The 11,714-nt window shown below is 63.6% G+C and carries 12 protein-coding genes and 1 pseudogene; 8 read left to right on the top strand and 5 right to left on the bottom strand.

Going from position 1 to position 11,714, the window contains the following annotated elements; genetic code table 11:
- Positions 1–15 precede the first annotated feature (15 nt).
- Positions 16–1,083, bottom strand: coding sequence for an Ldh family oxidoreductase (locus AC1DEZ_RS25855; RefSeq protein ID WP_476781085.1), 1,068 nt, complete (start codon positions 1,081–1,083; stop codon positions 16–18).
- Positions 1,084–1,328: 245 nt separating this feature from the next.
- Here AC1DEZ_RS25855 and AC1DEZ_RS25860 point away from each other — a divergent pair, with 245 nt between their 5' ends.
- From AC1DEZ_RS25860 to AC1DEZ_RS25885, 6 genes are all read left to right on the top strand, one after another.
- Positions 1,329–2,126 carry an ABC transporter ATP-binding protein gene (locus AC1DEZ_RS25860; RefSeq protein WP_476781098.1) on the top strand — a complete coding sequence of 266 codons (798 nt, stop codon included), beginning with the start codon at positions 1,329–1,331 and terminating at the stop codon, positions 2,124–2,126.
- Positions 2,123–3,019, top strand: a complete 897-nt coding sequence (locus AC1DEZ_RS25865) for an ABC transporter permease (RefSeq protein ID WP_476781086.1) — start codon at positions 2,123–2,125, stop codon at positions 3,017–3,019. The genes AC1DEZ_RS25860 and AC1DEZ_RS25865 overlap by 4 nt, the downstream gene beginning before the upstream one ends.
- A 53-nt stretch (positions 3,020–3,072) precedes the next feature.
- Complete coding sequence (locus AC1DEZ_RS25870; RefSeq protein WP_476781087.1) at positions 3,073–4,080, top strand: ABC transporter substrate-binding protein; 1,008 nt, start codon at positions 3,073–3,075, stop codon at positions 4,078–4,080.
- Between the two features lie 44 nt (positions 4,081–4,124).
- Positions 4,125–4,853, top strand: coding sequence for a transcriptional regulator NanR (gene nanR, locus AC1DEZ_RS25875; protein ID WP_476781088.1), 729 nt, complete (start codon positions 4,125–4,127; stop codon positions 4,851–4,853).
- Between the two features lie 28 nt (positions 4,854–4,881).
- Positions 4,882–5,181 (top strand): putative quinol monooxygenase, encoded by a 300-nt coding sequence (locus AC1DEZ_RS25880; protein WP_476781089.1) that lies wholly within the window; start codon positions 4,882–4,884, stop codon positions 5,179–5,181.
- A gap of 109 nt (positions 5,182–5,290) precedes the next feature.
- Positions 5,291–6,289: an ABC transporter substrate-binding protein gene (locus AC1DEZ_RS25885; protein ID WP_476781090.1), complete on the top strand. Its 999-nt coding sequence runs from the start codon at positions 5,291–5,293 to the stop codon at positions 6,287–6,289.
- A 259-nt stretch (positions 6,290–6,548) separates the two neighbouring features.
- Here the strand turns inward: AC1DEZ_RS25885 and AC1DEZ_RS25890 are convergent.
- The 3 genes and pseudogenes from AC1DEZ_RS25890 to AC1DEZ_RS25900 form a co-directional block, all read right to left on the bottom strand.
- Positions 6,549–6,769: pseudogene (locus tag AC1DEZ_RS25890) on the bottom strand (hypothetical protein).
- A gap of 72 nt (positions 6,770–6,841) precedes the next feature.
- On the bottom strand, positions 6,842–7,507 hold the full coding sequence (locus AC1DEZ_RS25895; protein ID WP_476781091.1) for an outer membrane protein: 666 nt from the start codon (positions 7,505–7,507) through the stop codon (positions 6,842–6,844).
- Between the two features lie 89 nt (positions 7,508–7,596).
- Positions 7,597–9,039 carry a DUF1254 domain-containing protein gene (locus tag AC1DEZ_RS25900; RefSeq protein ID WP_476781092.1) on the bottom strand — a complete coding sequence of 481 codons (1,443 nt, stop codon included), beginning with the start codon at positions 9,037–9,039 and terminating at the stop codon, positions 7,597–7,599.
- Positions 9,040–9,424: 385 nt separating this feature from the next.
- Between AC1DEZ_RS25900 and AC1DEZ_RS25905 the strand changes: the two genes are divergently transcribed.
- Positions 9,425–10,429, top strand: a complete 1,005-nt coding sequence (locus AC1DEZ_RS25905) for an AraC family transcriptional regulator (protein ID WP_476781093.1) — start codon at positions 9,425–9,427, stop codon at positions 10,427–10,429.
- A gap of 279 nt (positions 10,430–10,708) precedes the next feature.
- On the opposite strand, the gene AC1DEZ_RS25910 is transcribed toward AC1DEZ_RS25905, so the two are convergent.
- Complete coding sequence (locus AC1DEZ_RS25910; RefSeq protein ID WP_476781099.1) at positions 10,709–11,296, bottom strand: LysR family transcriptional regulator; 588 nt, start codon at positions 11,294–11,296, stop codon at positions 10,709–10,711.
- Positions 11,297–11,409: 113 nt separating this feature from the next.
- Here AC1DEZ_RS25910 and AC1DEZ_RS25915 point away from each other — a divergent pair.
- A partial coding sequence (locus AC1DEZ_RS25915; protein WP_476781094.1) for an SDR family oxidoreductase occupies positions 11,410–11,714 on the top strand: 305 nt, incomplete at its 3' end.

An 11,714-nucleotide genomic window follows, 5' to 3' on the forward strand; every position in this document is an offset into this window, starting at 1 on the left:
TTCCGTGAACTGCCGTCAGCCCGCCTTGGCCAGCGACAGGCCGTATTTCGCGCCGACTTCGTTGAGCTCGTCGAACACTGCAGCATTGAGCGGGATGCCGTTGCGGCGGCGTTCGACGAGCGCGAGGTGCTCGCGCTCGCCGGGCAGATAGATGCGCTCGACGCCGGGCGCCTTCCTGGTGCCCTGGATGTCGGCGACCGCCTTCGACATGCGCGCATAGTAGTGGTCGAGGTCCTCGAAGGCCGAGATCGGCAGCACTCCGAAGAGGTGTCCGACATTCTGCGGCGTCGTGGTCTGCTCGTACATATGCGTGACCTCGGAGCCGAAATAGGCGCCGGACAGCATGGTGCTGAGCAGGCCGATGCCCAGCGTCAGCGCGTAGCCCTTGGGGCCGCCCACGGGCAGCACGAAGCCTTTCAGCGCCTCGACCGGGTCGGTGGTCGGCGCTCCGTCCGGACCGCTCGCCCAACCGGCCGGGATCGGCGTGCCGTCCTTCGCCGCGACGATGATCTTCCCCCGCGCTGCAACGCTGCAGGCCATGTCGAGGACGACTGGGAAGCCCTCGCGCGTCGGGAAGGCGAAGGCGAACGGGTTGTTGCCGAGAATCGCCTCGGCACCGCCCCAGGGCGTCATGTGGTTGATACCGCCGATGGTGAAGCTGAGCCCGATCATGTCGGCTTTCGCCGCCATTTCGGCATAATGCGAGGCAGCGCCGTAATGGTTGCTGTTGCACACCGAGACGAAGGCGCAGTCGCCGTCGCTGGCCTTCTCGATCGCGATCTCCATGGCGCGGATGCCGACGATCTGGCCCATGCCGTTGTCGCCGTCGAGCACCGCGGTGGTCCGGCTCTGGCGGATGATCCTGGGCTGCGGCTTCGGGTTCGAGCCGCCATCTTCGATGCGCTGGACATAGATCGGCAAGCGCACAACGCCGTGCGAGGCGACGTTGCGCAGATCAGCCTCCACGAGGTTGTCGACGATCAGGGCGGCCTCGTGTTCGGGCACGCCGACCTGTGTGAACATCGCCCGGCAAAAGCCCTGCAACGCCGCCTCGCTGACGGTCACGGTCTTCTCGCTGTCCATGGTGTCCCTGTCCCGTAGCCGGCATCTCCGAGCGGATGCCTTGCAGCGCGGTTTGACATGTCTGGTATGATAGGTCTACACGTAGACCAAATAATGAGCCCTGCCGCCATTGGCGAGCACCGGCGCGCGAGGAACGATTCAGGGAGAAGGGCGTGACATTGTCAGCCATCGCACAGCCACGACCCGTTCACGCCCATGTGCCCCCAGCGGCGGGTGGAGCGGCGCTTGCCCCGGCCGGCGCCGTCCTGCGGAGGCTGCTCGAGGTCGAGGGGCTGACGCTGCAGTACAAGACGCCGCAGCACCTCGTGACCGCGACCTATCGCGTCGATTGCGCCGTCCATGAGCAGGACCGCTACGTCATTCTCGGCCCGTCCGGCTGCGGTAAATCGACCATGCTCAAGGCCGTCGGCGGCTTCATGACGCCGGAGGAGGGGCGCATCCGGCTGCGCGGCCGCGAGGTCGTCGGCCCCGGCCCCGACCGGATGATGGTCTTCCAGGAATTCGAGCAGCTGATGCCGTGGAAGACGGTGCTGGAGAACGTGATCTTCCCGATGCGCGTCTCGGGCCGCTTCAAGGGCAAGGACGCGATGGAACGGGCGTGGTCGGTCATCGACAAGGTCAAGCTCACCAAATTCCGCGACGTCTACCCGCACATGCTCTCTGGCGGCATGAAGATGCGCGTCGCGATCGCCCGCGCCATGGCGATGGAGCCCGACATCCTGCTGATGGACGAGCCCTTCGCCGCGCTCGACGCGCTGACGCGCCGCAAGATGCAGGAAGAGCTGCTGCAGCTCTGGGAGCAGGTGCGCTTCACTCTAATGTTCGTGACGCATTCGATCGAGGAGGCGATCATCCTCGGCTCGCGCATCCTCGTGCTGTCGCCACATCCCGGTCGCGTCCGGGCCGAGCTCGACGCCTCGCAGCTCGGCTTCGACGCGATGGGAACGCCTGCCTTCGGCGCGCTTTCGGAAAAGATCCACGGCCTGCTCTTCGAGCATGAGCTCGGGCGGCCGGCGAAACAGGATGAGGAGGCCCAGGCATGAGCATGGCCGCGCTGGGACGCAACGAGGCCGCGCCGCTCGCGCGCCGCCCCGAATTCGAGATCGAGCCGGCCGGCGTCAGCGGCATCGGCGAAGTGGCGCGGCCGCTCTCGGCCATGGAGCGCATCGTCAACAATGACGGCGTCCGCAAGGTCGCGATCCTGATCGTACTCGCGCTGGTCTGGGAGTTCTACGCACGCTGGCTCGGCAATCCGCTGCTGTTCCCGTCCTTCGCCGAGACGGTCACCACCTTCGTCGGCGATCTCGCCAGCGGCACGCTAATCGACCGTGTCTCGACCTCGCTGCGCTCGCTGATCTACGGCTACGGGACGGGCCTCATCCTCGCCGCCGTGCTGACCACCGTCGCGGTCTCGACCCGCTTCGGCACCGACGTGCTCAACACGCTGACCGCGATGTTCAACCCGCTGCCGGCGATCGCGCTGCTTCCGCTCGCCCTGATCTGGTTCGGCCTCGGCATCGGCTCGCTGATCTTCGTGATCGTGCATTCGGTGCTCTGGGCGGTGTCGCTCAACACGCTGACCGGCTTCCGGGCGGTGCCGGAGGTGCTGCGCATGAGCGGGCGCAACTACGGCCTCAAGGGCCTGCGCTATGTGCTCTACATCCTGATACCAGCCGGTTTCCCGGCGATCCTGGCCGGCCTGAAGATCGGCTGGGCCTTCGCCTGGCGCACGCTGATCGCGGCCGAGCTCGTCTTCGGCGTCTCGTCGCGCTCCGGCGGGCTGGGCTGGTACATCTTCGAGGCCCGCTCCGAGCTCGACACGGCCCGCGTCTTCTCCGGCTTGCTGGCGGTGATCCTGATCGGCCTGTTCGTCGAGTCGGTGATCTTCCGCTCGATCGAGAAGCGCACCGTGCAGCGCTGGGGCATGCAGCACTGAGAACCGGGCGGAAGCCCGGTCAACGGGCCCGCCATCATCCGGGAGGGATCGTCGTGAAACGCGTCATCGCACTGGCCGCAGCTGCCGGACTCGCATGGCTCGCTGCCGGCCCGGCCCGGGCCGAGGTGAAGGAGATCAAGGCCGCCCAGCAATACGGGCTCAGCAGCCTGCCGCTGATGATCATGGAGGACGGCAAGCTGGCCCAGAAGCACGCTAGGGCGCTCGGCCTCACCGACCTCACCGTGACCTGGGTCAAGCTCGGCAATCCCGGCGCGATCACCGAGGGCCTCGTCTCCGGCAGCCTCGATTTCGGCAGCGGCGGCGTGCCCTCGCTGTTGACGCTCTGGTCGCGCACCCAGGGCACCGCGACGGAGGTCCGGGGCGCCGGCGCCATCGTCAACATGCCGATGGAGCTCCTGACCACCAATCCCAAGGTCAAGTCGATCAAGGACTTCACCGATCAGGATCGCATCGCGGTGACGACGGTGAAGGTCTCGAACCAGGCGCTGCTGCTGCAGATGGCGGCTGCCAAGGAGTTCGGTAAGGAGAACTATGCCCGGCTCGACCCGCTGACGGTCTCGCTGCCGCATCCGGAAGCGACCTCGACGCTGCTCTCGGGCTCGGGCGTGATCTCGGCGCATTTCTCGGCACTGCCTTTCCAGCACCAGCAGAAGCGCGATCAGCGCGTCCACAAGGTGCTGAGCAGCTACGACGTGCTGGGCGGGCCGGCGACGAACACCGCGATCTACGCGACGAAACGCTTCCGCGAGGCCAATCCCAAGGCCTACCAGGCCTTCGTCGCCGGCCTTCAGGAGGCGATCGAGCAGATCAACAAGGACAAGCGCGCGGCCGCCGCCACCTATCAGCGCATGACCGGTACCAAGGAAAGCGTCGACGATATCTACGCAATGATCGCCGCGCCCGAGGTCGAGATGACCTTCACACCGCACCAGACCCTGAAGATGGCGAGCTTCATGGCCGAGACCGGCCGCTTGAAGAAATCCCCGAAGGATTGGAAAGACTTGTTCTTCGACAACGTCCACGCCTTGCCCGGAAGCTGAAACCGGGCGAGTTGGGCCGGCTACATCCCCTCAAGGAAAGCAACATGGTCTCCGGCGCACCCATCCACGGCCAGCAACCGATCCGGCGGCGCAAGCTCTACGAGGAGGTCGTCGAGCGCCTCGAGGCAGCGATCAACGATGGTCACTACGCCCCCGGAGACCAGTTGCCCGCCGAGCGCGAGCTGATGGAAGCCTACGGCGTCGGCCGCACAGCCATTCGCGAGGCGTTGTTCGCGCTGCAGCGCATGGGCCTGATCGTGATCAGCAGCGGCGAGCGCGCCCGGGTCTCGCAGCCCAGCGCGGGCACGATGATTGGGGAGCTCTCCGGCGTCGCGCGCTATCTGCTGGCGCGTCCCGACGGCGTCCATCACTTCCAGCAGGCGCGCACCATGTTCGAGGTTGGCGTGGCGCGGCTCGCCGCCGAGACCGCCACGCCGGAGGATGTCGTGCGCCTGGGCGAGGCTCTCGCCGCCAACAAGTCGGCGCTGGAGCACGGCCGCGGCTTCGAGCGCACCGACGTGGCCTTTCACTTCGTCCTGGCCGAGATCCCCCGCAACCCGATCTTCACCGCGCTGCATACGGGCCTCAGCGAATGGCTGACCGAGCAGCGCACGACCTCGCTCAAGGCACGTGGCGCCGCGCACGCCGCCTGCGCAGCCCATGAGCGCATCTACCAGGCCGTCGCCGCAGGCGATCCGCAGGCCGCGGCGGACGCGATGCGCGCTCATCTCGCCGAAGTCGGCGACTATTACTGGAAGGCCTCCGACGTCTGAGCGTCGCGCCGAACGAGACAGGACATCCATGGCCAAGTTCACCATTCTCGTCCGCTTCCGCATCGCTTCCGGACGGATGCCGGCATTTCTCCCACTGATGCTGGAGAACGCGCAGGCCTCGCGCCGCGACGAGCCGGGCTGCGAGCGCTTCGACGTGCTGGAGCGGCACGACGACCGGGACACGATCCTGCTCTACGAGATCTACACCGACCGGGCTGCCTTCGACGCGCATTGCGCCAGTCCGCATTTCAAGCGTTTCGACGCCGCGACGAAGGACATGGTCGCGGAAAAGGAGGTCACCGTGCTCGACCTCCTGGTAGAGCCCTGAGCCTGGCCGAAGTCTCGTTTCAACAAGAGGGCGGAACACCGCCTCGTATCGCATGGGATGAAACGCAGCGCCGGCCTTGAGCCGTAGCGGCGAAGACGGGAGAACCACGATGAAGCGCATTCTCATGGCCGCAACCGCGGCGCTGACGCTGCTCGGCTCCACGGCCGCGGCCCTGGCAGAGGCCACGACGCTGCGCGTCGCCAAGCAGTACGGGCTCGGCTACATCCAGTTGATGCTGATGGAAGATCAGAAGCTGGTCGAGAAGCATGCCAAGACGGCGGGGCTCGGCGACGTCACCGTCGACTGGTCGACCTTCCGCTCCAGCGACGTCATGAACGATGCGCTGATCTCGGGCAGTCTCGATTTCGCTGCTCTCGGGCCGACCGGAATCATCACGATCTGGTCGCGCACCCGCAGCAATGTCGACGTTCGTGCAGCCAGCGGCCTCAACGCCATGGCCTGGACGCTGACCGTGCGAGATCCGGCCATCCAGTCGTTGAAGGACTTCACCCCGCAGCACCGCATCGCCGTACCGGCGGTGAAGGTATCCGGTCAGGCGACAGCCCTGCAGATCGCGGCCGCCAAAGAGTGGGGCGACAAGGAGTTCGAGAAGCTCGATCCGCTGACGGTCTCTCTTTCCCATCCCGACGCGACGGCGATGATGCTAGGCGGCAAATCGGAGATCGTCGCGAATTTCTCCTCGCCGCCCTTCTCGAATGTTCAGCTCAAGGACGAGAAAATCCGCGCCATCCTGAATTCCGACGAAATCCTGGGCGGGCCGATCTCGTTCAACGTTCTCGCAACGACGGCCAAGTTCCGCACCGACAATCCCAAACTCTACGGCGCTTTCCTGGCGGCGTTGAAAGAAGCGACGGAGACCGTGGCGAAGGACAAGGGTGCTGCGGCGGAAGTATATCTGCGCCTGACCAAGGACCGCTCGACGAAGGAGGAACTCGTCGCAATCCTCGACGACAAGACCACGCACATCACCACGGATGTGCTGAATCTCGGCTCCTTCACCGACTTCATGGGCAAGGTCGGCCGCTTGAAGAACGCGCCGGCGGATTGGAAGAAGGAGATGTTGTTCCCGGAGGCGACCGCTCGATAGTCAGGCCGGCATGGGCAAGCGCGGCGCCGATGCAATCCATGGCGCCGCGCTTGCCAAAACGTCGGCTGTACAACTGTTTCTGTGAGTTGATATGAACTGAAGCGACAATCTCTTGGGCCAACGTAGATCAGAAGTGCTTTGCGCCATTTGCGGACGTTGGGACTTCGCCCGGAAGCGGACATTGCCGAGTGACGCCAGGTTTTGACTCCCGACCTGGCCCGGTGGCCCTCACGAGAATCTGGAGGCTTCTTGCCCGCGGTCAGCGGCACACGCGCCTGCCGTTGACGATCGCGCACCCGCGTCGCACGGGCGCGATAATCACGGCACGCGGAGCGACGGGCCGACGCGCCACCACGGCGCCATTCGCCCCGCACAACCAGCTCGCACGACCCCGCGTGCGCAAACGACGGCGCTCGCCTCCGTCGGCGCGAGGGCCGCTGCCAAAGCCAAGTTACCCCAGCCGAAGATCGCATGTTTCATGGCGTTGCCCCTGTGTCGGAACCGAAAGATGAGACGGTCTCCGACGACCTGCACGCAGGCCGCCCGAGAGGATCAGAACTTGTAGAGCAGCCGCCCGACAACCTGATTGGTGCTCAGTTGCTGCTTAAATCCGACGATCCCGAGGCCGCCGACGCCGACCGGGTAGGTGTAGGTATCCTCCTGGAATTGCGCGTACCGATATTCCAGGCCAGCGATCCAGTTGTTCGTGATCGCATATTCGGCACCGGCGCCGAGGGTCCAGCCGAAGCGCGTGCTGTCGCCTGCGCCATAGGAATAGCCAGTGCCCGTCACCGTCGACTTGGGCGCGGCCAATGCAAGGCCGCCGGTCGCGTAGACCATGAACCGGTCGAAGGCATAACCGACGCGCAGCCTGGCCGAGCCGGCCCAATTGGTATGGGCGGTGATGAAGTCGCCGGTCAGCGCTGTGTGCCGCTGCTTCCCGGTGATGAGGGCAGAGCCGTCAATCTCGCCACCAAGGACAAGCTGGCCGATCTGATGGTTGTAGCCCACCAGCAGACCGGCCGCGATGCCGTTCTTGTCCAAGCTGGGCAGTGAGGCAACGGCAACCCGGCCGGCGATTGCGGCACTTGGCGTCAGCTCGGTTCTGGTCTGCGCCCAGCCGGCCTGGGCGCCAACATAGAAGCCGCTCCACTGAAATCGCAACTTGATCATGCCGGCTGCTGGCGCCTGAGCCACCCTGGCGGCATCGCGCTGCATTCGCTGTCGGCAGTTGCACTGCCGACAGCGCGAGAACCGGCCTCATCTCAACGACCTTGCGACGGAGAAGCGGGCGAAGCTTTCGTCATCTATGAGGCCCGTTTCACACCGGGCGGCTGCCATGTGCCTGCGCCCGCCGGCAGGATCGAGGGAGCTTGCGTCTTCGGCCAATAGAGCCGCATCACCAAGTAGATCGGCCCGTTCGGGGCAGGCAGCCAGTTGGCTTCCTTGTCGGCGCCCGGAGACTTGTTCTGGATATAGAGCGTCAGCGACCCATCCGCGTTGGTCTTCATGGCGGGCAGCATGGGTGAGTTGATCAGATAGCGGTTGATCGGGTTTTCGATCAGGAGCTGGCTCTTGCCGTCATACATGGTCAGCGACCAGAAGGCGTTGACGGGCGGCTGCTGACCGGGCGGGAACGTCAGGGTGTAGCTGTGCTTGCTGCCGTCGAGCGTCTGGCCCTCGCTGTCGACACGCGTGAACGGATAGGTCGCTTCTTCCGGGTCGTTCCCATAAATGCCGGCCTGGGCGGCGACGGCCCGCTTCATCCAGTCGCCATTGTAGTGAGCGCTATCGCCGGGAAGACCGCTGACCCGCCAGCCATTGATCGTCTTGCCGACATTGGCGACGGCCTCGTCGACCTTCCGCTGGCCCTCCTTCATGCCGAGGCCGAACTCCACTTTCTTCTCCAGAGAGAGATCCTTGAAGTTGAAGGTCTTGCCAGGTCCAATGCCGATGCGTGCCAGCTTCGCGCGCATCTCCTTCTCATTGTCTTGCGCCGGAGCGAACTGCAGCGCGAAGTCGAGATACTCAAAGAAATTGGTCTTCACGAGCTCCTTGTCGATCTTCGGGAAGTCGATGGCCGGCGCAGCCGCCGGCGGCGTCCGCTTCAGATGCGCCGAGAGCATCTGTACCTTGTAGCCAGCCTGCACCTTCTCGACATTGCCCAGATCATCCGGGCCGAAAAGCTGGGTGCGATAGCCCGCAAGGGCAAATTGTGTGCTCGAACGAAACACCTGCTTGATGCCCGCTGGGGTGTCGCCCTTCCAGTCGGGCCCGACCACCATGTAGTCGCCGGCCTCGCTCCCCGTGGCACGGGTGCCGATATAGCCGAAATTGTAGGTATTGCCATCGCAGAGCATGACCGAGTAGTAGCGCTTCGGGTCGATTGCCGGCACCGAGAGCACCACCGGCTCTGCCCGCAAATCCAGCCACGCAAAGGAATAGGGCGTGTCGCTGTTTGGCGTGACGATTGCCGTATCTTTATAGGTGAAGACGTTGGGTTCGTTCTTGATCTGGTTGAACGGTGCCTTGAACTGCCCGGAATTGCGATCGATCGCATATTCATACATGATGGCATAGTTCATTACGATAGGCAGGCCGTAGATGAAGCCTGCTTCGGCGATGTCCTTGGCTTCAATCATGCTGGGCCATTCGGCTTTGCTCTGCGCGAGAACCGGAATTGACCTCACAGTCGTGGCAAGTGCCGTTGCAATAGCAGCGGTTCCAATAAAATCTCGTTTCGTCAGCATCTGAATAAGCCCCTGCTTTAGAACTGGAAAATGACTGCTGAGTTATGCTAACAGGTACGGCAATTATTATTTATTATCGTTGAGATAAAAACGTTAATTGGGCAGGAGCGAGACAAGATTTTCACATCTCGGCCAGAGCGTTGGTGTTGCCTGCTGAGGGTCTTGCCAGCGCGACTCCTGGAAACGACAAGATCGCAAAAAGCGTCGGCTTGGCTGAACTGCACAGGTTCACAGCTACAGATTCCTCAAATTGATCGAAGTTATGACAGCTGCCCTTAGGGGATTTTTCCGTTTGCGCGTCACATATACTGTGCAACAAATCACCAATCGGAATTCAAAACCACTCATTTTGCGCCAACCCGGCAGCCTTTGGAGCGTCCAGCGCATGGCTGAGATCCCAGTCATCTCCAGCCACATCCTGCATGGCCTGCCGGCCTTCGTACGTCACGAAATCGGGGAAAGGGCGCTTCTTAGGGCGAAGCGCGCCGCCGGCTTCGACCTCGAACTGACCGAGGGCCGAAATTGCTTTATCCCGCACGCTGCGGTGGTCGGATTCATCAATGCCGCCGCAAGAGAAACAGGCGCACCCAATCTCGGGCTCCTGATCGCCCCAATGATGAATGCCGCCAATTATGGCAGTTACGGCCGCTACGTACTGGGAGCCGATACCCTCGGCCAATCCATCCAGCGGAGCATGACAGCCCTTTGCTATCACAGCACGGACGACAGGATGTCGGTCGCGATCGTCGGCGACGAGGCACGATATCGCTATGTCTTTGCCCTGGCTGGCCATACTGGCTACGACATGGTTGCCGGCGCGGCTGCCGGCGTTCTGCTGAGCCTCTTCCGGGCCTACCTACCTGTCGACTGGCGACCACTACGCGTCGAACTCGATATCAACAGGCCACGCCAGACTGGCCTGTTCGAAGATCTCTTCCAATGCCCGGTCATTTTCAACGCGCCAGCGGTGACCATAGTGGTGGAACGCCATCATTTGTCCGCTCCGTCGCGCTGCGCCTCATGGCCGATCGTCACCATCGAGGATGTTGCGCGAGACCGGCCTGGCGGCGCTCCACGGGGACTGCTCGACGTCGTCATGGAGCAGATTCGGGCCCAGGTTCTCACCGGCAGCGTGTCTATTGATCGTGTTGCTCGACCATTGGGCACCAGTGTCCGCACGCTGCAGCGTGAGCTGGATCGGGTTGGTACCGATTTTCGCAGCATGACGAACGCAGCAAGGCTTCAAAGAGCGACCGAATTGCTCCGGCACACGGACGGCTCGATCACCCGTGTTTCGGCGGAGATGGGGTATTCCTCCCCTGCCAATTTCGCGCGCGCCTTCCAAAAAGCGACTGGGCAAACGCCCCGGGAATTCCGCTCGAACATGTAGATTTCAGGGTGAGCGTTAGGACGGCAGCGCCCTTGATAAGTTGCGACGGGTAAAGGCCGGGGGCTTATTTGATCCAGAGCTGTTCCAGCTCCTGTCCCCGTGTGAGAAACTAGTTGGAGCAGCGTTCCGATTTCAGGTTCGCGCCCACGTGCTCGTAAACCGCTTGGGCGCCTTCCAGGCGCCACAAGCGGACTCTAGCGTACTGCCCGAAAGCCGACCCAACAGAGCTTGGGTCTTGCGCATGGCGGAGTGTTTGCGTGGCGCCGCGTAACGCGAGCCTTACATTGTCGCCTTCGTGGCCAACTCTCTCTGAAATCCGGCGGCGAGATGATCGATCAACGCCCGGACCGCCGGTGGCAGACCGCGCCGGGTCGTGAAGACTAAATGCACGATGCCTTTGAGCCCGTGCCACGCTGGCAGTACGCGGACGAGGCGCCCGTCGGAAAGCGCCTCACGGGCGATCAGATCGACGGGCCGGTCAGTCGCAACGAGTTGCAGACGCACCTTGGGATATTTGGCCAGGAAGGACGATATCAGGCCCGAGATCGGCTCCAACATGCCGGTGGGACAGCTGAAGCGGATGCGGCCATGCGGTTCCGACTGAGCCTGCATGACCAGCGCCTCGGCCTGCTCCGCCTCCGCCATGATCGCCCGGCAGCGATCGTAAAAGGCAAGGCCCGTATCGGTCACGCGGAAGCGCCGGCTCGATCGTTCGATCAGCCGCAGCCCGAGCCGCTCTTCCAGCGCTGCAATGCGCCGGCTGAGCTTCGATTTGGGTTCGCGCAGCGCCCGGCCTGCCGGGGCGAAGCCACCGTGAGCCACGACCTCGGCGAAATAGGCGTAGTCGTTCAAGTCGATCTTCATCATCGTTCCGTTTGTGGAACGATGAGTGCCATATTCGGCGACTACACGCATCATCGTTCTTGTCRCATTTGAAAAGGGCGGCGGCGCKTCGYCGCTCGGTTTCAAGGAGACGRACAATGACGAGCAARTTCGACGACAAGGTCGTGGTGGTGACGGGCGGGACGAGCGGCATCGGYCTCGCAACGGCGAAGGCTTTCGCCACCGAGGGCGCATCRGTGTTCATCACCGGCCGCCGGCAGGACGCGCTCGACGCCGCGGTGAAGCAGATCGGCGGCAAGGTCACCGGCGTCCGCGGTGACATGTCGAAGCTCGCCGACATCGATCGGCTTTACGATGCCATCCAGCAGAAGCACGCGCAGATCGACGTGGTCTTCGCCAATGCGGGCGGTGGCGAAATGGCGCCTCTCGGCGCGATCACCGA

It is taken from the genome of Allobosea sp. 10L422 (genome assembly GCF_056395345.1).

What these genes read in the sequence shown, in the direction of transcription:
- nanR (WP_476781088.1), top strand. Translation starts at nt 4,125, where the DNA reads ATGGTCTCCGGCGCACCCATCCACGGCCAGCAACCGATCCGGCGGCGC.
- AC1DEZ_RS25885 (WP_476781090.1), top strand. Translation starts at nt 5,291, where the DNA reads ATGAAGCGCATTCTCATGGCCGCAACCGCGGCGCTGACGCTGCTCGGC.
- AC1DEZ_RS25910 (WP_476781099.1), bottom strand. Translation starts at nt 11,296, where the DNA reads ATGATGAAGATCGACTTGAACGACTACGCCTATTTCGCCGAGGTCGTG.
- AC1DEZ_RS25895 (WP_476781091.1), bottom strand. Translation starts at nt 7,507, where the DNA reads ATGCAGCGCGATGCCGCCAGGGTGGCTCAGGCGCCAGCAGCCGGCATG.
- AC1DEZ_RS25900 (WP_476781092.1), bottom strand. Translation starts at nt 9,039, where the DNA reads ATGCTGACGAAACGAGATTTTATTGGAACCGCTGCTATTGCAACGGCA.
- AC1DEZ_RS25880 (WP_476781089.1), top strand. Translation starts at nt 4,882, where the DNA reads ATGGCCAAGTTCACCATTCTCGTCCGCTTCCGCATCGCTTCCGGACGG.
- AC1DEZ_RS25865 (WP_476781086.1), top strand. Translation starts at nt 2,123, where the DNA reads ATGAGCATGGCCGCGCTGGGACGCAACGAGGCCGCGCCGCTCGCGCGC.
- AC1DEZ_RS25855 (WP_476781085.1), bottom strand. Translation starts at nt 1,083, where the DNA reads ATGGACAGCGAGAAGACCGTGACCGTCAGCGAGGCGGCGTTGCAGGGC.
- AC1DEZ_RS25905 (WP_476781093.1), top strand. Translation starts at nt 9,425, where the DNA reads ATGGCTGAGATCCCAGTCATCTCCAGCCACATCCTGCATGGCCTGCCG.